This is a genomic window from Pseudomonas sp. TE3552 (genome assembly GCF_056278945.1).
This window is the reverse complement of record NZ_JBWBQJ010000001.1, coordinates 1,353,634-1,378,408: the sequence shown is the minus strand read 5'-3', so window position 1 is coordinate 1,378,408 and position 24,775 is coordinate 1,353,634. Positions and strand designations below refer to the sequence as shown.

The 24,775-nt window shown below is 60.8% G+C and carries 25 protein-coding genes; 13 read left to right on the top strand and 12 right to left on the bottom strand.

The genetic code is table 11. The annotated features are described in order from the left end of the window. Positions 1–7 precede the first annotated feature (7 nt). The gene (locus tag ACZ9BB_RS06110; RefSeq protein WP_476212973.1) at positions 8–1,126 is read right to left on the bottom strand and encodes an NAD(P)/FAD-dependent oxidoreductase; all 1,119 of its coding nucleotides are present in this window, start codon (positions 1,124–1,126) and stop codon (positions 8–10) included. Between the two features lie 132 nt (positions 1,127–1,258). Between ACZ9BB_RS06110 and ACZ9BB_RS06105 the strand changes: the two genes are divergently transcribed. Beyond that, a complete protein-coding gene (locus ACZ9BB_RS06105) occupies positions 1,259–1,564 on the top strand; it encodes a DUF2388 domain-containing protein (protein ID WP_476212972.1) in 306 nt (101 codons plus the stop codon). 24 nt (positions 1,565–1,588) lie between these two features. On the opposite strand, the gene ACZ9BB_RS06100 is transcribed toward ACZ9BB_RS06105, so the two are convergent. Beyond that, the gene (locus ACZ9BB_RS06100; RefSeq protein WP_476212971.1) at positions 1,589–2,554 is read right to left on the bottom strand and encodes a pyridoxal-phosphate dependent enzyme; all 966 of its coding nucleotides are present in this window, start codon (positions 2,552–2,554) and stop codon (positions 1,589–1,591) included. A 188-nt stretch (positions 2,555–2,742) separates the two neighbouring features. On the opposite strand from ACZ9BB_RS06100, the gene ACZ9BB_RS06095 reads away from it, so the two are divergent. Then, positions 2,743–3,402, top strand: coding sequence for a methyltransferase family protein (locus ACZ9BB_RS06095; RefSeq protein ID WP_476212970.1), 660 nt, complete (start codon positions 2,743–2,745; stop codon positions 3,400–3,402). 134 nt (positions 3,403–3,536) lie between these two features. On the opposite strand, the gene ACZ9BB_RS06090 is transcribed toward ACZ9BB_RS06095, so the two are convergent. Both ACZ9BB_RS06090 and ACZ9BB_RS06085 read right to left on the bottom strand, forming a co-directional pair. Further along, a complete protein-coding gene (locus tag ACZ9BB_RS06090) occupies positions 3,537–4,205 on the bottom strand; it encodes an HAD-IA family hydrolase (protein WP_476212969.1) in 669 nt (222 codons plus the stop codon). 88 nt (positions 4,206–4,293) lie between these two features. After that, positions 4,294–4,698 carry a response regulator gene (locus ACZ9BB_RS06085; RefSeq protein ID WP_476212968.1) on the bottom strand — a complete coding sequence of 135 codons (405 nt, stop codon included), beginning with the start codon at positions 4,696–4,698 and terminating at the stop codon, positions 4,294–4,296. A 198-nt stretch (positions 4,699–4,896) separates the two neighbouring features. On the opposite strand from ACZ9BB_RS06085, the gene ACZ9BB_RS06080 reads away from it, so the two are divergent. Beyond that, positions 4,897–5,838: a class I SAM-dependent methyltransferase gene (locus ACZ9BB_RS06080; RefSeq protein WP_476212967.1), complete on the top strand. Its 942-nt coding sequence runs from the start codon at positions 4,897–4,899 to the stop codon at positions 5,836–5,838. 21 nt (positions 5,839–5,859) lie between these two features. Here ACZ9BB_RS06080 and ACZ9BB_RS06075 read toward each other — a convergent pair whose 3' ends face one another. Further along, positions 5,860–6,633 (bottom strand): helix-turn-helix transcriptional regulator, encoded by a 774-nt coding sequence (locus ACZ9BB_RS06075; protein WP_476212966.1) that lies wholly within the window; start codon positions 6,631–6,633, stop codon positions 5,860–5,862. Positions 6,634–6,744: 111 nt separating this feature from the next. Here ACZ9BB_RS06075 and ACZ9BB_RS06070 point away from each other — a divergent pair, with 111 nt between their 5' ends. Further along, a complete protein-coding gene (locus tag ACZ9BB_RS06070; protein ID WP_476212965.1) occupies positions 6,745–7,848 on the top strand; it encodes an extracellular solute-binding protein in 1,104 nt (367 codons plus the stop codon). A 265-nt stretch (positions 7,849–8,113) separates the two neighbouring features. Continuing rightward, a complete protein-coding gene (locus ACZ9BB_RS06065; RefSeq protein ID WP_476212964.1) occupies positions 8,114–9,235 on the top strand; it encodes a DmpA family aminopeptidase in 1,122 nt (373 codons plus the stop codon). A gap of 186 nt (positions 9,236–9,421) precedes the next feature. Here ACZ9BB_RS06065 and ACZ9BB_RS06060 read toward each other — a convergent pair whose 3' ends face one another. After that, positions 9,422–10,075 (bottom strand): NAD(P)H-dependent oxidoreductase, encoded by a 654-nt coding sequence (locus tag ACZ9BB_RS06060; protein WP_008070720.1) that lies wholly within the window; start codon positions 10,073–10,075, stop codon positions 9,422–9,424. 99 nt (positions 10,076–10,174) lie between these two features. On the opposite strand from ACZ9BB_RS06060, the gene ACZ9BB_RS06055 reads away from it, so the two are divergent. From ACZ9BB_RS06055 to ACZ9BB_RS06030, 6 genes are all read left to right on the top strand, one after another. Further along, complete coding sequence (locus ACZ9BB_RS06055; RefSeq protein ID WP_476212963.1) at positions 10,175–10,816, top strand: TetR/AcrR family transcriptional regulator; 642 nt, start codon at positions 10,175–10,177, stop codon at positions 10,814–10,816. Positions 10,817–10,920: 104 nt separating this feature from the next. Then, positions 10,921–12,678 carry an L-lactate permease gene (locus tag ACZ9BB_RS06050; RefSeq protein WP_476212962.1) on the top strand — a complete coding sequence of 586 codons (1,758 nt, stop codon included), beginning with the start codon at positions 10,921–10,923 and terminating at the stop codon, positions 12,676–12,678. A 284-nt stretch (positions 12,679–12,962) separates the two neighbouring features. Next, positions 12,963–13,151, top strand: coding sequence for a DUF1843 domain-containing protein (locus tag ACZ9BB_RS06045; protein ID WP_476212961.1), 189 nt, complete (start codon positions 12,963–12,965; stop codon positions 13,149–13,151). Between the two features lie 41 nt (positions 13,152–13,192). Further along, positions 13,193–13,828, top strand: coding sequence for a DUF1842 domain-containing protein (locus ACZ9BB_RS06040; RefSeq protein ID WP_476212960.1), 636 nt, complete (start codon positions 13,193–13,195; stop codon positions 13,826–13,828). 52 nt (positions 13,829–13,880) lie between these two features. Continuing rightward, positions 13,881–14,462, top strand: a complete 582-nt coding sequence (locus ACZ9BB_RS06035) for a DUF1842 domain-containing protein (protein WP_476212959.1) — start codon at positions 13,881–13,883, stop codon at positions 14,460–14,462. A gap of 189 nt (positions 14,463–14,651) precedes the next feature. After that, a complete protein-coding gene (locus ACZ9BB_RS06030) occupies positions 14,652–16,121 on the top strand; it encodes a GDL motif peptide-associated radical SAM/SPASM maturase (RefSeq protein WP_476212958.1) in 1,470 nt (489 codons plus the stop codon). A gap of 82 nt (positions 16,122–16,203) precedes the next feature. On the opposite strand, the gene ACZ9BB_RS06025 is transcribed toward ACZ9BB_RS06030, so the two are convergent. From ACZ9BB_RS06025 to ACZ9BB_RS06015, 3 genes are all read right to left on the bottom strand, one after another. Next, positions 16,204–17,151: a LysR family transcriptional regulator gene (locus ACZ9BB_RS06025; protein ID WP_476212957.1), complete on the bottom strand. Its 948-nt coding sequence runs from the start codon at positions 17,149–17,151 to the stop codon at positions 16,204–16,206. A gap of 29 nt (positions 17,152–17,180) precedes the next feature. Next, positions 17,181–18,155, bottom strand: a complete 975-nt coding sequence (locus ACZ9BB_RS06020; protein WP_476212956.1) for a quinone oxidoreductase family protein — start codon at positions 18,153–18,155, stop codon at positions 17,181–17,183. A gap of 84 nt (positions 18,156–18,239) precedes the next feature. Continuing rightward, positions 18,240–19,679 (bottom strand): MFS transporter, encoded by a 1,440-nt coding sequence (locus tag ACZ9BB_RS06015; protein WP_476212955.1) that lies wholly within the window; start codon positions 19,677–19,679, stop codon positions 18,240–18,242. A gap of 129 nt (positions 19,680–19,808) precedes the next feature. On the opposite strand from ACZ9BB_RS06015, the gene ACZ9BB_RS06010 reads away from it, so the two are divergent. Further along, positions 19,809–20,702 (top strand): LysR family transcriptional regulator, encoded by an 894-nt coding sequence (locus ACZ9BB_RS06010; protein ID WP_476212954.1) that lies wholly within the window; start codon positions 19,809–19,811, stop codon positions 20,700–20,702. Positions 20,703–20,913: 211 nt separating this feature from the next. On the opposite strand, the gene ACZ9BB_RS06005 is transcribed toward ACZ9BB_RS06010, so the two are convergent. The 3 genes from ACZ9BB_RS06005 to ACZ9BB_RS05995 all read right to left on the bottom strand — a co-directional run bounded on the left by ACZ9BB_RS06005 (position 20,914) and on the right by ACZ9BB_RS05995 (position 22,089). Beyond that, a complete protein-coding gene (locus ACZ9BB_RS06005) occupies positions 20,914–21,096 on the bottom strand; it encodes a DUF1289 domain-containing protein (protein ID WP_476212953.1) in 183 nt (60 codons plus the stop codon). 3 nt (positions 21,097–21,099) lie between these two features. After that, a complete protein-coding gene (locus ACZ9BB_RS06000; RefSeq protein WP_476212952.1) occupies positions 21,100–21,471 on the bottom strand; it encodes a hypothetical protein in 372 nt (123 codons plus the stop codon). A 126-nt stretch (positions 21,472–21,597) separates the two neighbouring features. Further along, complete coding sequence (locus ACZ9BB_RS05995) at positions 21,598–22,089, bottom strand: N-acetyltransferase family protein (protein ID WP_476212951.1); 492 nt, start codon at positions 22,087–22,089, stop codon at positions 21,598–21,600. 383 nt (positions 22,090–22,472) lie between these two features. Here ACZ9BB_RS05995 and katG point away from each other — a divergent pair, with 383 nt between their 5' ends. Next, entirely contained in the window at positions 22,473–24,761 is a 2,289-nt protein-coding gene (katG, locus tag ACZ9BB_RS05990) for a catalase/peroxidase HPI (protein WP_476212950.1), read from the top strand. Positions 24,762–24,775: the final 14 nt, after the last annotated feature.

The following is a 24,775-nucleotide window of genomic DNA, read 5'->3' as shown; positions in this document are numbered from 1 at the left end:
CCAGCGGCTACAAGGAATGTGGAGCGGCTAGTATTTCCACCACCCGTTCAGCCAGCGCCAGGCAACTGGTCAGCCCCGGCGATTCTATGCCGAACAAGTTGACCAACCCCGGCACGCCATGCACATCCGGGCCGCTGATGACAAAGTCGGCGGCGGGCTCGCTCGGCCCGTTGATTTTCGGGCGAATGCCGCTGTAGGCCGGTTGCAAGCTGCCATCGGGCAACGCCGGCCAGTAACGCCGGATCGCCTGATAGAAACCTTCGCTACGGCGGGGATCGACGCGGTAATCGACTTGCTCGACCCATTCGACATCCGGCCCGAAACGCGCCTGACCGCCCAGGTCCAGGGTCATGTGCACGCCCAGCCCGGCGCTTTCCGGTGCCGGGTAAACCAGATGCCGGAACGGCGCCGGGCCGCTGAAACTGAAATAACTGCCCTTGCACAGCCAGGCCTTGGGAACGTGCTGTGCTGGCAAGCCTTCGATCCGGCTCGCCACTTCAGGCGCGGACAATCCCGCGCAGTTGATCAACTGACCACAGCTCAAGGTCATCGGCTGAGCCCCCCCCATGTGCAGCTCGAACCCCTGCTCGGTGCAACGGCCCGATTCCAATGGCGTGTGAAAGGCTATCGAAGTACCGCGCGCTTCAGCATCTGCCTGAAGCACAAGCATCAGGGCATGGGAATCGACGATGCCGGTGGACGGCGACCAGAGCGCGGCAACGCAGGACAACGCCGGTTCAAGCGCCCGCGCCTGCCCGGCATCCAGCCATTGCAGGTCATCGACGCCGTTGCGCCGGCCCTGCTCCAGCAACGCCTGCAAGGCATGGCGCTGACGGTCATCGGTGGCCACGATCAGCTTGCCGATACGCTGGTAATCGACGCCGCGCTCATCGCAGAAGGCGTACAGCCGTTGCCTGCCCTCCACGCACAATTGCGCCTTGAGACTGCCGCTCGGGTAATAGATGCCGGCGTGGATCACTTGCGAATTGCGCGAGCTGATGCCGACGCCAATCCCCTCGCCTGCCTCGACCAGAATCACTTCTCGCCCGGCCCGAGCCAGCGCCCTGGCCACCGCCAGCCCGACCACACCGGCCCCGACCACCACACATTCGATATCGACGCTCACCTGCCCTCCATTCATTCAAGCCAGCCCTCGCTCCCGATCCTGTGCCTATATCGAATCGGCAGGGAACTCCTGAGCACTGCCAGACATCCTAAATTATGTGGTACTTCCTTTACGCTTTCGGAGAACGCCGTCATGCGCCGTCTGTTGCTCATATCTTCACTAGTGCTTTGTTTGCCCGTTGGTTCGGCCATGGCCGATGTCGATGCAAAAGATGTCGCCACTTCGGCCGGGGTTTCCGCATCGCTGTACTCGACGTTCAAGGACCATAAAATGATGATCCCTGCCCGGGATGACGCCTCCAGCTTTGTTGCCAGCGGCGGGACGATTCGCGGTGCCTATCTGGAGTCTGTGTTGACACAGATCCGGCAAACCCATCCTGATCTGAAGGCAAGCGATGAAGAGCTGGCCAAGGCCATTCTGGTTCAGGAAAACCAGTAAAGCCTCAGTGATAGAGCCAGCGCTTCAATAGTGTCGCTGGCTCTGCTTTGCCTCAGCACTGCTTTTTTCCACCCCGGCGGACAGGCGTGCCCAGCCGGCCACCAACTGCGCGCTGATGCTGACGCCGCCGCACACCACAATCACCACATCATGGGCCTCGGCAATCGCCGGATGGTCAAGGTAGGCCACCGCCAACGAAACGCCGCATGCCGGTTCGACCAACTGGCGCAGGTCATTGGCGTAACGAACCACGCCCATGATCGCCTCATCATCGCTGAGCACCACGCATTCGTGCGCAAAGTCGAGGATGTGCTGCACCGGCCAGGCCGCCACTAGCGCCGCGCCAAGTGACGTGGCGACAGTATCGATGCGCGGCAATCTGACTGGGTGGCCGGCACTGACGGCAGCAGCGAACGACGCCGCCCCCTGGGTTTCGCACGCAACGAGCCGGCAATCCATGCGCTGATGACGAATCAATCCAGTGAGCAGACCGGCCAGCAAACCTCCGCCGCCCACCGACGTCACCAACACATCGACCTGAGGACAGTCCTCGAGGATTTCATCGATCATCGTGCTGTGCCCTTCCCACAACACCGGATGATCGAAGGCTGGCACGTATTCAGTGTCCGCGCCCTGTGCGAGTTCTTTCGCCCGTTGATTGGCTTCGTCCCAGACCTTGCCGTGAACGATCACCTCGGCACCGGTTTTCCTGATCCTGGCGCGGGTGGTTTCCGGGGTGGTGTTCGGCACCACGATGCAGGCTTTCAGCCCCAGGCTGGCGGCGGCCACGGCGGTGGCCAACCCGGCGTTGCCACCGGAAGGACAGACAACTTTGCGCTTGCCCTGCTCCGCTGCCTGACTGCACAGCAAGCCCATGCCACGTAGTTTGAACGAGCCGCTGGGTTGCAGGTTTTCCAGCTTGAGCCAGATACGCCGGGCCGGGGTCGACAGGCCTGGGTGCAGAATCAGGGGGGTTCTGATGTGAAGCATCGTGTGCTCCTTGTGATAGCGCCGGTTCGTCGAAATCTTTCAATGAGCCGGGGATGAACGACCAGGCTCATCCTTATCCAAGCTTAGTTCACCCTGCCTCGCGGCTACCGACCTGGTGACAACGCGCTGGCGTGGTGAGGTTCAAGACGGTATCTACACTGTGGCATATGCCCTTTGCGAAGTTAGTCATGAAAATCTCGGCCAGACTCGCCTTTTTCACCCTCCTCAGCACCCTTGCCTACCTCGCCCTCGCGGTGTTCGGGCTGGGTGGCCTGGCGGCTTTTTTCTCCCACCCGCCGCTGGTGCTCATTGCGCTTGCAACCCTGGTGATGGCGATTGTGTCTTTGTTCAGCGAAGGCAACCTGAGCTCCGGCGAACATGAAGACCGGGCCAATCGCTGGGTACTGCCGGTGTTTGGAGTGCTCGGGTTATTGAGCGGGTATCTGCCGGCCTACACCGACCGGGTCGATTTCTGGACCTTCGGTGGCGAAGGCGTGCGCTGGCTGGGCGCGCTGTTGTTCGTCGGCGGCGGCGCGCTGCGGATGTGGCCGGTGTTTGTACTGGGCAAACGCTTCAGCGGGCTGGTGGCGATACAGCCGGGGCATCGCCTGGTCACTGACGGTATTTATCGGAACTTGCGCAACCCCAGTTATCTGGGACTGCTGATCAATGGTGTGGGCTGGGCGCTGGCCTTCCGCTCCGGCGTCGGGTTGCTGCTGGTGGCGCTCATGTTGATCCCGCTGATCGCTCGCATTCGTGCCGAAGAAGCGCTGTTACAGGCACAATTCGGCAGTGAATACGAAGCCTACTGCGCCCGTAGCTGGCGATTGATTCCCGGGATCTACTAACACACAACGCCAATCCCACCGCCGCCATCGCGGGCAAGCCTCGCTCAGGTGTAGCGGTGATTCCTGTAGGAGCGAGGCTTGCCCGCGATGGCGTCGGCACATTCAGCATTGATATGACTGAAAGCCCTCCCACATCAGCGTGTGTACAGGCTGATTTGACTGTCGAGATCCACTCGTGCCTCGACCGCGTCATACCCGGCCAGAGTCGTGTGCGGGGTCTGGAGTGGATGGACGTGCGTCGCGGTGATGACCATGACATGGGCACCCGCCGCTTCGCCTGCGCGAATCCCCACGGCAGCGTCTTCGAAGATCAGGCACTCGGCCGGATCGACTTGCAGCCGGCGCGCGGCCAGCCGATAACCCGCAGGGTCGGGTTTGCCGGCGCTGACGTCTTCGGCGGTGACCATCACATCAGGTTCGGGAATACCTGCCGCCGCCATTCGGCGCAGGGCCAGCGCCCGCGGCGCGGAGGTGACGATGGCCCATTGGTTGGCAGGGAGCGACTTGAGGAAATTCGCCGCGCCGGACACCTCGACAATCCCCTCCACATCCTCGATTTCCGCCTCGGTGATCCACGCCGCTTCAGCGTCGGCGTCCACCCCGGGCAAGGCCAGACGGTTGATGGTATCGATGGCGCGAACGCCGTGGATCGTCGGCAAAAAACTCTCGACATCGACGCCATGGCGGACGGCCCAGGCCGTCCAGATACGCTCGGCGGCGGCGATGGAGTTGAGTACCGTTCCGTCCATATCAAACAAAAAGGCGCGGTATGACCTGTTGAACACGGATGCTTGAACTGACAAAGGGAGCTTCCTCTCGCAAGGGCCTGGCAGGTTTGCCGGGCAATGTAGCATCTGCGAGCAAATTGAGGGCGCATGCCGCAATGACGGTTCAACCAGCGGATTTGGATTTCAAGGCCCCTTCCACACAGTCCAGCAATTGCCCCACGGCCCAGGGCTTCTTGATAAACGCGACCGTATGCTTGACCCCGGAGCTTTTCGGGGTTTCGAAGCCAGACATGATCATGATCGGCTTGTCTGGCCAACGGTCGCCGAACTGGTTGGCCAGGTCGGCGCCATTGAGCTTGCCCGGCATGGTGATGTCCGTCAGCAACAGTCCCACCTGCGGCGCATGCTGCTCCAGAAACTGCGACGCGGCGTCCGCGCTGACCTTGGGTTCAACTGTAAAACCTTCCTCCTGAAGAATTTCGCAAAGAAACTCCAGGATCAACGGGTCATCCTCAACCACAAGAATCAAACCGTCAGACAAATGTTCGCCCGTCGATACTGGACTCATGACTGTGCCTCTCCCTGATTACATAAATGATCGCGAGCTTATCTCCCCTGCTTATCAGGTATGAGCAGCGGACTTCGCGGAAATTCATTTTTGATACAGCTCTGTTGGACATTCTCTGTCCAGGCCGACAAACACGACCGTTTGTCAGCGCATAATTGTGGTTAAAATGCCGCCCCTCCCTATTGCCGACCTTGCCCGATGAACCCAGACGCCCTTTCCGTCCTCCATGACCATTTGCTGACTGCGCTTGCGGCCGCGCCTGCAGAAACCCGTCGGCTGTTCCACGGTCGTGGCCGTTGCTGGCCAGGGCTGGAGCAATTGACCGTCGACTGGCTGCAGGGCGTGGTGCTGGTTTGCGTGTTCAAGGAGCCAGAGGCCTCGCAGCTGGAAGCCTTGAAGCAGCGGCTGATGGAGATCACCCAGTCACCGACGTGGCAGGCCTGCGGCGCGCACACCTTGCTGCTGCAACATCGGTACCTGCAGGAAAGCACCACCGAATGGCTGCTCGGGGAGCCGATCGACGAGATGACAATCACCGAGGGCGGCCTGCAATATCGAGTGGACCTGGGCCGCAAACAGAACACCGGCCTGTTCCTCGACATGCGCTACGGCCGCGATTGGGTGCGGGCCAATGCGCAGGGCAAGCGCGTATTGAATCTGTTTGCCTATACCTGCGGATTTTCGGTGGCTGCCATTGCCGGAGGCGCTGCGCATGTGGTCAACCTGGACATGTCCCGCGCGGCCCTGAGCCGTGGTCGCGACAATCACCGGCTCAACGGCCATGACCTGGGCAAGGTGAGTTTTCTCGGCCACGACCTGTTCAAGTCCTGGGGCAAGGTCATCAACAATGGCCCTTACGACCTGGTGATCATCGACCCACCGTCCTTTCAGAAAGGCAGCTTTTTGCTGACCAAGGATTATCAGCGCGTGCTGCGTCGTCTGCCGGAACTGCTCAGCCCACAGGGCACGGTGCTGGCTTGCATGAACGATCCGGCCTTTGGTGGCGATTTCCTCATCGATGGCGTCACCCGCGAAGCGCCGAGCCTGCACTTCGAACAACGCCTGGACAATCCACCGGAATTTCCCGATGCCGATGTAGAGTGCGGATTGAAGGCCTTGGTGTTCAAGCTGCAAGACTGAGTCACCCAGCCCCACAAGGTATCAACGCGGCTGCAATACCAGCGCAAACAACTCGCCATGCCCGTTCACATTGAGCTTGTGATAGAGATTGCGCCGATGCACCTTCACCGTTTCCGGGGAAATACCCAATTGCTGGGCGATGGCTTTACTGGAAAAACCCTGAAGAATCAGCCGGGCCGTCTCGACTTCGCGCACCGATAAACGCGCGTCGAAACGATCCAGCAGGGTCGCCAGATCGCCGGCCACGACCTCGGCGGTCGGCCCTTGCGGGGGCATCAGTTGCAGATGGCGGCGCATGGCCGCCAGCACCCAGTCGCGCACGCAGAGCAGACGGCCCTGCTCCTCAAGGGTGAACGCCGTCGAGCGTCCCAACGATAAACCGAGTACCGCAGCGTCGACGTTAACCATGAACTGCAACTCGTCGCTACCCACCACCGAACGGAAGTAGCTCAGGTAGTACTCACTCTGCTGAAACTGGTCCGGGGCCACAGCGGCCAGGCTGTGCAAGCCATCGTCAATACCGGCACAAGCGGCTTGGTAGAACGGATCGAGCAAGTACATGCCGGCGCTGTAATGCGCCAGTTCCTCATGCTCGTCGGCACCGCCGCTGGAGTCGAAATCAATCAGCAGCCGTGGCACCCGCCCCGCTCGCATCACCGCGACCAGCGCGTTATCCAGCGGCACCAGCAGCCGCAGCGTATCCACCAGCGCCCGCCAGAACCCGTCCTGACCCAACGCCGCGAATACCCGCGCCAGCCCTTGGTGCACCGGCAACTCTTTCAGCAACGCGTCCACGCCCTACCCCTTTCGAGTAACCCATGATGGGAATGGGTGAGTATCCCGCCTGCCGATACGCTGCAAGCACCTGAACATCACCGGCCTGCAGCAGGCCAGGAGTGCCGCATCATGAGTGGTCATCGCTCGCATATCAACCTGGGCCTGGGCGCCTGTTTGTGCGCTTCGCTTTCGGCGGTCGCCGCCGATGCCCCCACCGTGCACGTCTACAACTGGTATGACTACATAGGTCCCAACACCCTGCAGGATTTCAAGCGCGACACGGGAATCCAGCCGGTTTACGACACCTTCGACAGCGCCGAAGTCCTGGAAGGCAAACTGCTGACCAGCCGCAGTGGCTACGACGTGGTGGTGGCCAGCAACTTCAGCCTGCCGACGCTGATCAAGGCCGGGGCTCTTGCCCCACTGCCCCGCGCGCAAATGCCTGACTACAAAAACATGGACACCGGGCTGCTGGCGAAACTGGCCAACAACGATCCGGGTAACCAGTACGCTGTGCCGTATCTGTGGGGCACCAACGGCATTGGCTACAACGTCGACAAGGTCCGCGCCGCGTTGGGCGACAAGGCGCCGGTGGACTCCTGGGAGTTGGTGTTCAACGAGGCGAACCTGGCCAAGCTCGGCGGGTGCGGCGTAGCGATGCTCGACTCGCCGTCGGAGATGCTGCCGGTCGCGCTGCATTACCTGGGCCTGCCGCCCAACAGCACCGACCCCGAGGACTACAAGAAAGTCCTGGCGCTGCTGCTCAAGTTGCGCCCGCACATTGCCTACTTCAACTCGTCCAAATTCATCAGCGACCTGGCCAACGGCAACATTTGCGTGGCGGTGGGTTGGTCCGGCGCGATGCTGGAAGCCAAGACCAATGCCGAACAGGCGGGCAATGGCGTGAAGATCGCCTACAGCCTGCCGAAGGAAGGGGCGCCGGTCTGGTTCGACACGTTAGTGCTGCTCAAGGACGCGCCGCATCCGCAGCAAGGCCTGGCGTTCATCGACTACCTGATGCGCCCCGAAGTCATCGCCCCGGTCACCGATCACCTGTCCTACCCCAACGGCAACCGCAACGCGACCCGCCTGGTAGCCGAGAAGACCCGCAACAACCCTGCCGTTTACCCACCGGCCGAGGCCATGGCCAAGCTGTTCACCCTCGAACCCCTGCCGAAAGCGACCGAGCGCGTACGCACTCGTGTCTGGAGCATGGTGAAGAACGGTCAGTAAACCTGATGCCCGCGATCTCAACCGCAACGCATTTTTTGTAGCAGCTGTCGAGCAGCGCGAGGCTGCGTTCGGCGGCGAAGCCGTCGTGAATCAGGCTGGCGCGGTCGGCCTGACGCACCGCGAGTTCTGGTTTTACGACTGCTGCGCAGCCGAACGCAGCCTCGCAGGCTCGACAGCTGCTACAGCCGAACGCGGCGTTCGACAGCTGCTACTGGAACGGTCGATAGGCCGCCATTTTTTAAACGAATTGAAGATGAGAGAAACAATGAAACCACGTGCCCGCGACCTGAACATTCAGTTCGGCCAACTGCAACCCGGCCCCCTCAACGCCATCACCGATGTGCCCGGCGTACGGGTCGGCCACAGCAACGTGCGAGGGCGAACCGCCAGCGGCCGCGACATCCACACCGGCATCACACTGATCGAGCCGCGTGCCGGTTCCACCAATCAACAGCCGTGCTTCGCCGGCGTCCATGTGCTCAACGGCAACGGCGATGCCACGGGGCTTGAGTGGATTCGCGAGGCCGGTCTGCTGACCAGCCCGATCGCCTTCACCAACACCCACAGCCTGGGCGTGGTGCGCGATGCGTTGATTGCTCTGGATCGCCAGGACCACCCCGATGACGGGCGCCTCTACTGGAACATGCCCGTCGTATTGGAAACGTTCGACGGCTTGCTCAACGACATCAACGGCTTTCACGTACGCCCTGAACATGTCGCCGAAGCCCAGCGCTCAGCCGTCGGCGGCCCGGTCATCGAAGGCGCGGTTGGCGGCGGTAGCGGGATGATCTGTCATGAATTCAAGGGCGGGATCGGCACCGCATCGCGACGATTGAATGCCGCTCAAGGAGGCTGGACCGTAGGTGCCATTGTCCAGGCCAACCACGGCATACGCGATGAACTGCGCGTCGACGGTTACCCGGTGGGGCGTTATATGGAGAAGGCCGATTCGCCCTTCCTCAAAGCCTCGCTGCCGCATCCGGGCATGGGCTCCATCGTCGTCTGCCTGGCCACCGATGCACCGCTTTTGCCGCACCAATGCACGCGCCTCGCACAACGTGCCAGCCTCGGCCTGGCCCGCACCGGTGGCGGCAACGAAGACCACAGCGGCGACATTTTCGTGGCCTTCGCCACCGCTAACCGGCACGTGCCGCCGGCCGCCTATGAAGGCAAAGCCGCCCCCACCTGCGACAACCTGAGCATGGTCAACAACGATCACATCAGCGAACTGTTCCTGGCGGCCACCGAAGCCGTGGAAGAAGCCATCATCAACGCCCTGCTGGCCGCGAACACCACCGAAGGCAATGGCCATACGGTGCAAGGACTGGACGCCGGCGCCCTGCTAAAAGCCTTGCGTCAGGCCGGTTGGCCGGGGGGATTAGACTAATGGTACTTGAGCCCGCCCCCCTGTCTTTCTACGATGATTGTACGCAGCGGTTGGAGGTTTAAAGCCGTTGCGTAGGTGGTGAGTGAACTGAACCCCAATAAGCTCACCACTTGTTTCATGCGCATCTTGAGCCTCTGGGCTCTACTTCCTCCCCATCAAAGAGCTTTGAGGCTCTTTTTTTGTCTGTCAAAAAGCGTCGGCGCTGACCGGTCGGCAAAGGTGAATATCCTGAGCCGCGTCGCTGCGCCTGGATGCACCGAAAAGATCACGACCAATCACCCGCGCAACCTCCAGATGAACCGTCGGCTCCTGGATTTCCGAGTCGAGCAACAGCTCGGACGTCACAACGCTGGCACCGCAATAATCGAAGATTCCATGGTCGATCTGCGTCTTCATGGCGTCGGCATAACCGTGGCGCGCATAGGTTCCCGCATCTGCGCCGCCGACACCCACAAGGTGAACCCGCAGGTGGCGAAGCTTCTTCTCCAACTTGGCATCCGCACTGAAATCGAATGCCCAGCCATTGGCGAACACCCGATCGATCCAGCCTTTGAGCAGCGCCGGCATTGACCACCAATAAACCGGATACACCAGCACCAGCGCATCGGCGCCATCGATTCTCGCCTGCTCGGCGGCCACATCGGCGGGAGGCGGTGCTTCCCGATGATGGACGGCGAGATCGGCCGCGCCGAACCTCGGATCGAATCCTTGCGCCCAAAGGTCCGCGATCTCGAAAGAGTTGTCGGAATCAGCTGCGGATACACCTTCGCCGATCTGCCTGGCGAGGCTATGGGTGAGCGACTGTAGATCATGGTGAGCTACAACAATGAGTGCGTGCATGTCGAAACTCCTGCTACGGAATGAGTGATTGAGGGCCAGAGACGAGCCTTATATACTCTTGGTAAGTTACGATCAGTAAGCTACTTTTGGTACATAAGCATGTCAAGCACCGAAACACCTGAGCAGGATTCCAACCCGCAACCGCGCCGTCGAATGTCACGGGAAGAGCGCCAGCGCCAGTTGCTGGATGTCGCTTGGCAGCTGGTTCGAGAGGAAGGCACGGAAGCCTTGACCCTGGGCCGGCTCGCCGAACAGGCGGGGGTGACCAAACCGGTGGTTTACGATCATTTCACCACCCGCCCCGGGTTGCTGGCGGCGCTTTATCAGGAGTTCGACGCGCGTCAGACCGCGCTCATGGACGCCGCGCTTCAAACCAGTGAACCGACGCTGGCCAGCAAGGCAACGGTCATCGCGTCTTCATATGTTGATTGCGTCCTTCTCCAGGGCCGCGAGATACCCGGCGTGATCGCTGCGCTGACCAGCTCGCCCGAGCTGGAAAAGATCAAGCGCGAGTACGAAGCGATCTTCATGGACAAGTGCCGCAACGCCCTCCTCCCCTACGCCGGAACGGGTGTAATCGCGCCAGCGAGTCTTCGGGCGATGCTCGGTGCAGCCGAGGCGCTGTCCCACGCCGCCGCGACTGGCGAGATCACGCCAGTGCAGGCACAAGACGAACTTTTCGCAACGATCGTGGCGATGGTCGAAAGGAGCGCACGCCTCGGGGGCGGCCTCGAAACCTGAACGGCTGGCCCCGCCAAGCCAGCAGCATAATGCCACCTATACTCAAGCCACCTTCCCCCCAAACGGGGGTCTGCGCTATCAACAATAAAAAGCAGAGGTGGAACATGGTCTGGCAGCAAATCTACGATCCCTTCAGCAACCCGGTGCTATCCACCCTCATGGCAGCGGTGCCGGTGGTGGTGATGCTGGTTTCCCTGGCGTTTTTCCACGTCAAGGCGCATCTGGCGGCGTTGTTGGCCTTGGGCTCGGCCTTGCTGATCGCGATTTTCGCCTTCGGCATGCCAGCGAACATGGCGGGCTCGGCCGCGCTTTTTGGCGCCGCCAACGGTCTGTTGCCGATCGGCTGGATCGTGCTCAACATCATTTTTCTGCATCGGCTGACCACCGAAAACGGCTCGTTCAAGGTGCTGCAGGATTCCCTGGCGCGCATCACTGACGATCGACGCCTGCAACTGCTGCTGATTGCCTTCTGCTTCGGGGCTTTCTTCGAAGGCGCCGCCGGCTTTGGCACCCCCGTGGCGGTGACCGGGGCGATTCTGATCGGGCTGGGCTTCTCGCCCCTGGCCGCCTCAGGCCTGGCGTTGATCGCCAATACCGCGCCCGTGGCGTTCGGCGCTCTGGGCACGCCGATCATCACCTTGGCCAAAGTGACCGGGCTGGATGAAATGGAATTGTCGATGATGGTCGGCCGGCAACTGCCGTTTTTCTCGGTGATCGTGCCGTTCTGGCTGATCTGGGCCTTCGCCGGCTGGCGCAAGATGCTGGAAATCTGGCCGGCGATCCTGGTTGCCGGCGTCAGCTTCGCCGTACCGCAGTTTCTCGTGTCCAACTTCCACGGGCCGATGCTGGTGGACGTGATCGCCGCGCTGATTTCCATGGCCTGCCTGACCGGTTTCCTCCGGGTCTGGAGGCCGGCTACTGTGCATACTTCCGCCGCCTTGTCAGGCCGGACCGACAACTCCAGGGTGGAGGCGGACCCGAACGAGAAACCCAGCGCGACCTTCGCCAGCGACGCAAAACCCGCGGTGATGCGTGCATGGATGCCGTGGATCATTCTCACCGTCTTCGTCTTTGCCTGGGGCACTCAAAGCTTCAAAAACCTGTTCGATACCCGCCCGGCCATGGATCCGCAAACCCACTCGGCCAAGCTGGATCCTCAGGGCAAGCCAATGCGCGAGGCTAACCCGATCTTTGCCCCGACCGTGACCTTCACCACCATTCACCAACAAATCGAGAAGGTTCCGCCCGTGGTGCCCGTGCCCAAAACCGAGGACGCGATCTACAAGTTCACCTGGTTCACCAGCACCGGCAGCGGCATCTTGCTGGCGGCCATTCTCGGCGGCCTGCTGATGGGCTATTCCATCCCGCAACTGGCGCACCATTATTTGCGAACGCTGTGGGTGGTGCGTTATTCGCTCATCACCATTGTGGCGATGCTCGCCCTGGGCTTCCTGACCCGCTACTCGGGCCTCGACGCCACCATGGGCCTGGCCTTCGCCGCCACGGGCATTTTCTACCCTATGTTCGGCACCCTGCTCGGCTGGCTCGGCGTAGCCCTGACCGGCTCGGACACCGCCTCCAACGTACTGTTCGGCGGCTTGCAACGGGTAACCTCCGAACAACTGGGCCTGAGCCCGGTGCTGATGGCTGCGGCCAACAGTTCCGGCGGGGTCATGGGCAAGATGGTCGATGCCCAGTCGATCGTGGTGGCGTCCACCGCCACTCGCTGGTACGGCCATGAAGGGGAAATCCTGCGTTATGTGTTTTTCCACTCCGTGGTGCTGGCGATTCTGGTCGGCGGGCTGGTGACGTTGCAGGCCTATGTGGCGCCGTTCAGCCATCTGGTGGTGGGCGGGCATTGATCGACGCCACTGCCGTACTCGCAACCTGGTTTCGTCGATATCTGGTTTGATTAATCGCGATAAAGACATTTGCTGCTTATTAGAAAATAATTAAGCACGCCATTCTTCATCGCCAATCTTAATATCAAACAATCAAATGCCTAACTCATTGCTATTAATAAAACAGTCTTGAAAAATTTACAGGCATTACGCCACTTTTGACCATTGCATAATTATCGATGCCTGCTTAACTGCAAAAACTGCTGATGTGAGCAGTGCCCGTAAATACCACGGAAGGAATCGTTATGAGCAGTTCACCCCGCCATAGCATGCCCCCCTATGGGGTGGCCATCCAAAGCGCAATCAAGACCGGCGACCTGCCGCAAATGAAGACGCTATTGAAACAACGCGATGCATCCATACCAGAAAACAAAGAGCTAACTACCGCTTACGAGCAATTGGCTAAGGAAGTCGCACGCCTGGAAAAGCGTTAATCGCTGTTTCCGCTCCCCTTATTGCAATGGAGGCAATAACCATGTCTGGTTCTACTCAGCAATCTGTCGGCTTGTTCCCGCTCTGCTACCGAATTGGTACTTCGGCACCGGGCGCACAAAGTCTGGCACTTAATCTTTTGGTCTTTACCCCTGAGCAAACGGTAAGCGGCACTGCCGCAATTACTCAGGCCACCAACCCGCCGCTGGATGTGCACTCCGATGTCTGGGGCGAATACACCTACCTGACGGTCATGAAGCCCGGTGTCAGCAAGATACTGATCACCGCTCAAGGCAATAATGGCGGTCAGGGTTCGAACTCCATCGTGAATTTCAAGTTGCATCTGGTGGTCGGTAGCGACTGGAAAGAAGGCGTCGCCAATTACGAGTACTTCAATGGTCAGCGGTGGGTCAAGGTCACTGCTCCCGCCCATCTCGTCGAATCGGTGCCCTCCAACGCTTATAAATCAGCGCCTTTGGAGCCCGGTCCGGTCATTCCGGCGTATCCACCGATCATGCCGCTGTACGCCGCACCCATTCAAAGTGCCATTGCCAGCGGTGACCTGGCCCAGATGAAAAACCTGGCGCGCCTGGCCCAGCAACAACTGGATCAGCAACCCCAACTGCAAAGTGCGCTCGAAACGGCCAAGGGTGAAATCAACCGGCAGGAACGCCGCTGACCCGCCCGAAACGTGCCCGACTTGTCTTGAATACAAATAAGGGAGTAGCACCATGTCAATCGGACTTTTTCACACCCGCCTGAACGTCAGCAATCACTTACTGGGCGCACCGGTTTTAACCCTGGATTTGCTGGTAGATACCGTAAACAAGAAAGTCAGCGGTGTGGCCAGCATTTATCAAAGTACCTATCCTCCACTCAACTTCCGTGCTCGTGTATGGGGTAGTTACTCCGAGGCCAAACTGATCCCCGAGGCGGAAAGCCATATCCTCCTCTCCCTGGATGGCAGCCCAAGCGGCCCTTACAGCCAGATCGCCCAGACCTTCGACCTAAGGGGCATTTTAGGTGCCGATTGGTCCAGCGGTTTTGCCGACTACAAGTACTTCGATCAAGACCACTGGACTACCGTAAGACACGCAGCCGTCACCCAGGCGCCCGTTATTGTGCGCCCTGAGCATCCGCACCACGCGGTACCGCTCTACGCCGTTGCGGTGCAGCAAGCGCAAGCCAGCGGTGACCTGGCGCAACTGAAGGCCGTGGTCAGCCAAGGTGAACAGCAACTGGCCCACAGCGGTGCCCTGCGCAATGCGCTGGACCAGTTGAACGCCGAAATCGCTCGCCTGGAGGCCCGCTAACCTGAAGGCTGAGTTCGGCCGTAGCAGCTGCTGCGTTTGGCTGTAGCAGCTGCTACAGATTGCACTCGGGATTGGCCAATGCCCGAGCTCAACAACAAAAGGTAAATCCAGTCGCGCCATTGACCCAAGGAAGGCGCGAACACTTCGATGGATTCGTGCCGCGCACGCGTTGGTGCGCAAGGATTTCCCATGTCAGACAGTCGCCCTGCCCGCTACCTCAATGAAACCGACCTCAAACGCTACGTGCCGGTGCATGTGGTCTGGGAAATCACCCTGGCCTGCGATCTCAAATGCCTGCATTGCGGCTCACGCGCCGGCCACAGACGCCCCGATGAATTGAACACCCGGGAATGCCTGGACGTCATCGATTCCCTGGCAGCCCTCGGCACCCGCGAGATCACATTGATTGGCGGTGAAGCCTATTTGCGCAAGGACTGGACGCAACTGATCCAGGCCATCCACGATCACGGCATGTATTGCGCCATACAAACCGGTGGACGCAACCTGACGCCCGCGAAAATGCAGGCAGCGGTGGATGCCGGGCTCAATGGCGTCGGCGTTTCGCTGGATGGGCTGGCTCCGCTGCACGATGCAGTGCGCAATGTGCCGGGCTCATTCGAGAAGGCGGTGGACACCCTGCGACGCGCCAAACAGGCTGGGCTTGCGGTGAGCGTCAACACCCAGATCGGCGCGGCCACGTTGCCCGATTTGCCCGAGCTGATGGACCTGATCATCAACCTCGGCGCCACTCACTGGCAGATCCAGTTGACGGTCGCCATGGGCAATGCCGTCGATCACCCGGAGCTGTTGTTGCAGCCCTGGCAACTGCTGGAAGTAATGCCGTTGCTGGCGCGACTCTACCGCGAAGGTGTCGATCGCGGCCTGCTGATGAACGTGGGCAACAACATTGGTTACTACGGCCCTTACGAACACATGTGGCGTGGTTTCGGTGATGAACGCGTGCACTGGAGCGGCTGCGCCGCCGGCCAGACCGTACTGGCGCTGGAAGCCGACGGCACCGTAAAGGGCTGCCCGTCATTGGCAACGGTGGGGTTTTCCGGCGGCAACGTGCGCACCATGAGCCTGCACGATATCTGGCACTACAGCGAAGGCATGCACTTTGGCCGCCTGCGCGGCGTCGAAGACCTGTGGGGTTACTGCCGAAGCTGTTACTACAACGACGTTTGCCGTGGCGGCTGCACCTGGACGTCGCACTCCCTGCTCGGCAAACCCGGTAACAACCCCTACTGCCATTACCGCGCTCTGGACCTGCAAAAGCGCGGGCTGCGCGAGCGCATCGTCAAACTCGAAGACGCGGCCAAGACCTCTTTCGCCGTCGGGCGCTTTGACCTGATTACCGAACGCATCGATACCGGCGAGAAGGTCAGCAGCGTCAGCGACAGCGGCCAGGTGATCAAACTGGCGTGGGCAAACCAGGGCCAGAAATCGCCGGACGAGGGACGTATTCCACCGCAGCTGGCGCTGTGTCGTGGCTGTTTGCAATACATCCATGCCCACGAAGTGACCTGCCCCCACTGCGACGCCGATGTCGCCGCCGCAGAAGCCGTGCACCAGACAGACCGCGCCCGGCAACAAGCGATCATCAACACCCTGACCGGCCTGCTGGGGTTGCCGCAAAATACCTTCTTGAGTCAGTGAGAAACCTGTGGCGAGCGAGCTTGCTCGCTCGCCACAAAGGTAGGCATGACTGAAGCGTCGCGCTTAAGTAAACACATTGCACTCAGGGAGTGGCGCTTGGTTTATTTGCAGGGCTGGCCCAAGGCGGCCCTTTGGCGAACCTGCCCTCCAGCCAGTCCTTGAATGCCATCAGCGTCGCTGGCGTGAACGCGGCGGATGCCCGCACCAGATAGATCCCGCCCTGGGCATCCAGGTCCCACTCCGGCAGCACGCGCACCATCTGGCCATTGGCAATCTCCCGGCTCATCAACCACTCTCCGGCGCCCAGGATACCGACCCCGGCTTTGGCCGCGTCGAGTAATGCTTCGCCGTCGTTCGAGGTCAAGGTTCCCCTTGTGATGACCTTCTGCTGCCGATCGCCTTTGGACAAACGCCATTCAGGGAATGCCGCCAGACCGGTGAAGCCAAGACAATTATGATCGGTCAGTTCCTTCGGACAGGTCGGCATGCCGTGCTGCTCGATGTAGGCCGGTGATGCGCAGAGGATGCGACGATGATCGCTGAGCCGCTTCGCGACCAGACGGTTGTCGTTCAATTCGCCGATACGAATCGCCGCATCGAATCCTTCGGCAATGATGTCGACGACGCGATCGCTGTAATCCACCTCGACAGAGACCAGTGGATGAGCCGCCAGAAATTCCGGCAGCATCGGCGCCAGCCACAGCCGCCCCATCGCGGCGGGAAAAGCCAGGCGCAAGACGCCGCGAACCTGCGCAGCGCCAAGTGATGCTTCCTGTTCGGCCTCGATAATCAACCCCGTGGCAGAGCGCAGGCGCTCGACGAGGCGGCTGCCGGCATCGGTCAACCGCACTTGCCGCGTCGTACGCTCCATCAGCCGCACACCCAAGCGCTTTTCCATGGCCGCCAGGCGCTTTGAAATCACCGTCGGATGACGTTGCAGCAACCGTCCGGCGGCCACGAACGAATGCACGGAGGCAACCGCAAGAAGGGCTGCAATTTCATCGATATGGCGGCTGTCCAGTGGGTTCACGAAACACTCTTCTTCAAGTCACGGGGCGATCAGGGCTTGAGGACGACCGCACCGGATGATTGGCCACCTTCCAGATCGGCATGGGCTTTGGCCACATCCGCCAATGCATAACGGCCCCAGATAACGGGCTTGATTATGCCCGCCTCGACCGCGGCCAGTACATCGTCGGCCCGTTGGCGGTACTCGGTGATATTCGCAGTGTGCGCGCCGAGTGAAGGACGGGTCAGGAACAACGAGCCCTTGGCATTGAGCGTGGCCACCTCAACGGCTGTCGGCGCCCCGGAAGATGCCCCGAAAGACACCATCAAGCCACGGGGTCGCAGGCAGTCGAGCGACGCTTCGAACGACACGCGCCCGATGGGATCGTAGACCACGTCGGCTTTCTTGCCGTGGGTGATCTCGGCAACATCCGCGGCCAGTGTCTGGGGATTGAACACCAGCACCGCATCGCAGCCCAGCGCCTTGGCTTTCTCAATACTCTCGGCCCGGGACACCACCCCGATGACAAAGGCCCCAAGGTGTTTGGCCCAGGGCGCCATGATCTGCCCGAGGCCGCCCGCGACCCCATAAAGAACCATGGTGGTGCCGGGGCCGACCGGATAAGTCGTCTTCAGCAGGTATTGCGCGGTAATGCCTTTGAACAACACCGCGGCGGCCTCTTCAGCCGTCAATGCGTCGGGAATCGGCACCAGTCGCTCGGCCGGAAAAAGCCGCGCACTGGCATAAGCACCAACAGGCCCCGTCGCGTATGCCACCCGATCACCCACCTTGACGTTGCTCACCCCCGCGCCGATAGCGGCCACACGGCCCGCCCCTTCAAGGCCCAGCCCCGATGGCAATGGCAGCGGCACGGCGCCGTTGCGCTGAGACACATCGAGGAAGTTGACGCCAATCGCCTCCTGCTCCAGCCAGACTTCACCCGGCCCCGGTTCACGCGCCGTCACCTGCTCGATGTTCATCACCTCAGGTGCGCCGGTGTGTGAAATACGAACGACAGAAACCATAGCCTGACTCCTCCACTTCAGCGCAGCCCATCTGCGCAATGTGCGGGCAGTATCGGCATTCGATTTCAAGTGAACAATATAGCTTCACTGCAGTTCATTAGTGCACACGATGCAGCAGTCTGGAGTACTCGGATGTCGGGTCCCACGCGGTGCCAGCGCAACAGCAAGGGCCAGGACGATCAGCAGCGCGGCGACGGCAAACGTCATTTGCATGCCGCTGGTGATGGCGGCGGAAGATGCCGTGGTGATGTCCGCCGTGGCCGAGGCAAAGGCGAACACCGCGCCCATGACCGAAGCACCGGTAATCAGGCCGAGATTGCGCGACAGGCTGAGCATGCCGGAAATCACCCCGCGCTGATCCGGGCGTATGTCGGCCATGATGGCGGTATTGTTGGCCGCCTGGAACAGCGCATAGCTGGCCGTAATCACCGCGATGGGCGCCAGGTAACCGAGGAGGCCGAAGCCTGCCGGCATCATCGACAGCGCTCCCGCGCCGAGCGCCATGGCAACGAGCCCGACAAGGGTCATGCGCCGGGTGCCGAAACGGTCCACCAGGCGCCCGGCCGGCACGCCGGTCAGCGCAGCCACCAGCGGACCGACCGACAAGGCCAGGCCGACAAGTGCCGTGCCGAGCCCAAGCGCCCCCGAGAGATAAAACGGCCCGACCACCAGCGTCGCCATCATCACCGTCGAAACGAGCAGGCTCATGGCCAGGCTGGCGCTCAACCCCGGCTCGCGGAACAGGGCTAACCGGATCAATGGCGATGCAACCGTGGCCTCAATGAAGATGAAAATCCCGGCGCCAAAAACAGCCGCCAGCAACAGCGCGATATTGAGCGGACCAAAATCACCGTGGCCGATCGTCATGGCGAGCGCATAAGCGCCGAGCGTCAGCGCCAGCAGCAATGTGCCTGCCTTGTCGAACCCTGGCCGCTGGGCTTTCGCCCGCGCAGGGTCAGCAGGCAAATAGCGATAGGCGAGCAGAATATTCAGCACCCCCAGCGGCACGTTGAGCAGGAAAATCGCCTGCCAGCCTGCGCCTGCGATCAACATCCCACCGAGCGACGGCCCCAACGTGGTGCCGATCGCCGACATCGTTCCGAGCAAGCCCATGGCGCTGCCGGTTTGCGCTTTCGGCACCGTTTCACCGACAAACGCCACGGTCAGCGCCAGCATGATCGCTGCTCCGAGCCCCTGCACCGCCCGGGCGCCAACCAGCCAGCCGAGCGACGGCGCAACACCACAGGCCAGCGATGACAGGGTAAAAATAGCGATGCCCGCCAACAGCAAGCGCCGACGTCCGACCCTGTCGCCGAGCCGGCCGACACTGACAATCAACGTCGTGATCGCCAGCAGATACGCCAGCACGATCCACTGGACTTGCGCAAAGGACGCATCGAACACCTGGGCCAGCGTCGGCAAGCCGGCATTGGCGATGCTGGTGTCGAGTGAAGGCATCAACATCGACAACGAAAGGCTGGTGAGCGCCCAGCGGACCGAGCCTGATTGAGGGATGAATTGCATTGTTTTGGCCACGTCTGAAAGGTAGATCAGCAGCGTATGCCTGTGGTAGGCATGGCGGAAGGCGCAGCATTTGCACTTGATAGATGCGTTTGACGCCATGTCAGCTGCGCGCCGTGCTAACGTTGAGGCATGACGACTCCTGACCTGAATTTGCTGATGACCCTGGACGTGCTGCTCGCCGAAGGCAGTGTCGCGCGCGCCGCCCAACGACTACGGCTGAGCCCGTCGGCCATGAGCCGGGCGCTGGCACGATTGCGCGAAACGACGGGCGACCCGCTGCTGGTGCGGGCCGGGCGCGGGCTGGTGCCGACACCTCGGGCGCTCGAGCTGCGCGAGCATGTCAGTCGTTTGGTGCAAGACGCCGAAGCCGTTTTACGCCCCGCCGAACAGCTTGATCTCAAACAACTGGTCCGCACGTTCACGCTACGCACCAGCGACGGTTTCGTCGAAAACTTCGGACCGGCACTGATTGCCCGCGTCAGTGAACAAGCCCCCGGCGTGCGCTTGCACTTCGTGCAGAAGCTGAGCAAGGACAGCGCCGCGCTTCGCGACGGTTCCGTCGATCTGGAAACCGGTGTGGTTGGCGGTACGACGAGCCCGGAAGTGCGCACCCGCGCGTTATTCGAGGATCGTTTCGTGGGTGTCGTGCGGATGGGGCATCCACTGAGCCAGGGCGAGATCGGCGCCGCCCGTTATGCCGCTGGCAGACACGTCCTGGTCTCGCGGCGCGGGTTTGATAAAGGGCCGATGGATGAGGCCCTGAAAGCGCTGGGGCTGGAGCGGGAGATATCCACCATCGTCGGCGGTTTCTCGGCCGCGCTGGCGCTGGCTCGCGCCTCGGACCTGATCGCCACAGTGCCCGCGCAACACACCCGAAACCTGCGCGCGGGCCTGCACAGTTTTGATCTTCCGTTCGACCTGGCGCCGATCACCATTTCGATGCTCTGGCACCCACGGATGGATGCCGACTCAGCGCATCGGTGGTTGCGTGAATGTGTTCGAGAGGTGTGTGCGCAACTTTAGGGGCTGGAAGCGATTCCAGCCACGACACGCTTTTTGTAGCAGCTGCCGAAGGCTGCGTTCGGCTGCGCAGCAGTCGTAAGTCCGACTGACACGGTCGGCCTGATGCACCGCGATTTCTGGTTTTACGACTGCTACGCAGCCGAACGCAGCCTCGCTGGAGCTCGACAGCTGCTACAGCTGCTACGGATCGCAGTGCGGCCTGGTATTAACCTCAATCCTTCCTTTTCTGAAGACTCTTCAACCGCAAACTCGCGCGCTGCACCGCCGCCATTTTTTCCGGACGCTTCATGCGCTTCCATTTTCTGATGTCGTCCTTGGTGCGGCCACAACTGACGCACAACTCACCGCTTAGCTGGCAAACGGAAATACACGGATTTTCGATATCCTTGGCCACGCATCAACCCCGTGCCGAACGCTTGTGCGCCAGGCGTTGCTGCCAGTTTCCGGCATTGGCGCGCTGACATTGTTCTTCAGAATCAAACTGCACATGGGCTGCTACCGGGCTGACGAGAACATCCGCGTCACTTAACGCCACGGCCGTCAGTTCGACCATGCGCTCGCCCTGCCCGCTCGCCAGCGCCTGCTCTTTATTGGCCTGGGTATCGAAGACCCAAATCACCCTCAGGCTGGAAGGAAAGACGTCGTAATCGATCTCGTGGGTCAGCCAGCAGAACCCGACAATTTCCACTTTGGCTGTTTCACACGCCTCGGTCAGGGTAGCAACCAGGCGACGTTCGATGCGGGCCTGATCGCGTTTGCTTAAAGACATCGGGGTGGGTCCTTGGATGGTCGTCGACGGAAAGGCCCATCATACCTTCCGTCACTCGTTTCCTCTCTGCGTCATTGCCCGCGAAGAGGCCCGAATAAACAGCACAAATCCCAACTCGAAAAATACTCAGAGCCGCCCATGGCTCCCGGCCTTTCTCATTTGTATAAGCGCTACACGGCGCCCATCCGGCGATACTCGCTCCTCAACCCCAAACGGCACAAATCCAAGCTGCGGATACAGAAGCAGCCCCGCCGTATTCTCGTTGAAGCACGAAATCTGCACCTCGCTTGCCCGATGGCGCTCAAAGGCCAGCTCCACCATCGTCTCCACCAAAAACTTCGCGACACCTTTCCCCCGGGCCTTGGGCGACACGATCACATTGCCGATCGCGCAAATACCGTCGCGCTCAAACACATAAAAGTTCGCAAAGCCAACAACAGAACCGTCCCCCTCAACCACCGTCGAGTCTGAACGTAGAGCAATCGATGCATGCATTTGATCTTCCGTCAGCGGGTAGTGCGCCTTCGGGAACATGTAAAAAAGTTCTTGGGAGTTTTGAGGAAAGTCGCAAACAGCCAACACATCTTCAGCATTGACGGGGCGATGGGTTAGTAGCATTGGTTTGGTTCCATCCAAAGGTCGATGCGACAGATTACGTTTTGCCGACGCTGGATAAAAGAGACTCGTAACAACGGCTCCATCTCAAGGGCTCAGGTAAAAGATTCTGCCTATCAAGAGTGAATACTCCACCTATTAGCTGACTGCTTTATAGGCGTCTAACCTTAATGCAGCGCTGGCATGAGCTGGCCGGTTGAGACTTGATAAAAGATACGAATGAGTCAGAAGCGTACTAGGCTTGCCGTGGGCCACCGTACAGGCAACTCGATTGCTGCTATCCAGATTCCCGTGTGACCACGACGATCGGTTGATCGAACGGCTACAGCCTATGTCATTGATTTCGCTCGTCGCTATTGCGCGCCCACCCCGGGCCGGATAGCCGGATGAATACGACCAAAGGTAGCGCACACATGGCAAATGAATCGAAATGCCCGTTCAATCACGCCGCCGCTGGCGGTGGCACGACGAACCGCGACTGGTGGCCGAACCAACTGAACCTGAAGATCCTGCACCAGAATTCGCGGCTGTCCGACCCCACGGACGAGGGTTACAACTACGCCGAAGCGTTCAAAAATCTGGATTTTCAGGCTCTCAAGCAAGACCTGCATGCCCTGATGACCGACTCGCAAGACTGGTGGCCGGCAGACTTCGGTCACTATGGGCCGCTGTTTATTCGCATGTCCTGGCACGCCGCCGGCACGTACCGCGTCGGTGACGGTCGTGGCGGTGCCGGCTCCGGTCAGCAGCGCTTTGCACCGCTCAACAGCTGGCCAGACAACGTCAGCCTCGACAAGGCGCGGCGGCTGCTCTGGCCGATCAAACAAAAATACGGTCGCAACATCTCCTGGGCCGACCTGATCGTGCTCACCGGCAACGTCGCGCTGGAGTCCATGGGCTTCAAGACCTTCGGCTTTTCCGGTGGCCGGCCAGACGTTTGGGAACCGGATGAGGCCGTCTACTGGGGCTCCGAAAACAAGTGGCTGGGCGGTGACACCCGCTACGAAAAAGACAAAAAGGAACCCATGCAAGAACCCGGCGAAGGCCCACTCGTTGCTGAGCCGGGGGAAAATGAGGACAGCCGTACCGACGGAGGACGCAATCTGGAAAACCCGCTCGCCGCGGTGCAAATGGGCCTGATTTACGTCAACCCGGAAGGCCCGGAAGGCAACCCCGATCCGGTCGCTGCTGCGGTGGACATCCGCGAGACCTTCGGGCGCATGGCGATGAATGACGAAGAAACCGTGGCACTGATCGCCGGTGGCCACGCCTTCGGCAAGACCCACGGCGCCGGCCCTGCCGACAACGTCGGCGCCGAGCCCGAAGCCGCTGGCCTCGAAGCTCAAGGCCTGGGCTGGAAGAGCACCTTCGGCAGCGGTAAGGGCGGCGACACCATCACCAGCGGCCTGGAAGTGACCTGGACCACCACGCCCACCAAGTGGAGCAACAACTACCTGGAAAACCTGTTCGGTTTCGAGTGGGAACTGACCAAGAGCCCGGCGGGCGCCAACCAGTGGACGGCGAAAGGCGGCGCTGGCGCGGGCATTATTCCGGATGCTCACGACCCGTCGAAGCGGCGTAACCCGACCATGCTGACCACGGACCTGTCCCTGCGATTCGACCCGATCTATGAGCCGATTTCACGGCGCTTCCTGGCGAACCCGGACCAGTTGGCCGACGCATTCGCCCGCGCCTGGTTCAAGCTCCTCCACCGCGACATGGGCCCCCTCTCGCGCTATCTCGGCCCGGAAATGCCCAACGAAGAACTCCTGTGGCAAGACCCCATCCCGGCGGTCGACCATGCCCTGGTCAACGACAGCGACATCGCCGCACTCAAGGGCAAACTGCTGTCCTGCGGCCTGACCGTCTCGCAACTGGTGTCCACCGCTTGGGCGGCAGCCTCCACCTTCCGCGGCTCCGACAAACGCGGCGGCGCCAATGGTGGTCGCCTGCGTCTGGCCCCGCAGAAGTTCTGGCAAGCCAACCAGCCTGAGCAACTGGCCAGCGTGCTGGCGAAACTCGAGAGCATCCAAAGCGAGTTCAACAGTGGCGGCAAAAAAATCTCGCTGGCAGACCTGATCGTGCTGGCCGGTTGCGCCGGCGTCGAACAGGCCGCGAAAAATGCCGGGCAAACCGTCACGGTGCCTTTCACACCGGGACGGATGGATGCCTCGCAAGAACAAACCGACGTGGAATCCTTCGGCTACCTCGAACCCGTCGCCGATGGCTTCCGTAACTACCTCAAGAGCAAATACCGCGTACCGGCCGAGGCGTTACTGATCGACAAGGCACAACTGCTGACCCTCACCGCGCCAGAAATGACCGTGCTCATCGGCGGTATGCGCGTGTTGAACACCAACGTCGGACAAACCCGACACGGCGTGTTCACCCAGCAGCCGGAAGCGTTGACCAACGACTTCTTCAAAAACCTGCTCGACATGGGCGTGGAATGGAAACCGGTGTCGGAGGCCAACGAAGAGTTCGAAGGCCGCGATCGCAAAACCGGCGATCTAAAATGGACCGGTACCCGTGTGGATCTGGTGTTTGGATCGAATGCGCAGCTGAGGGCATTGGCGGAGGTCTATGCCTGCAATGACGCGCAAGAGAAGTTTGTGAAAGACTTCGTGGCGGCTTGGGTCAAGGTGATGAACCTGGATCGGTTTGATCTGAGGTAACACGAGCGACATTG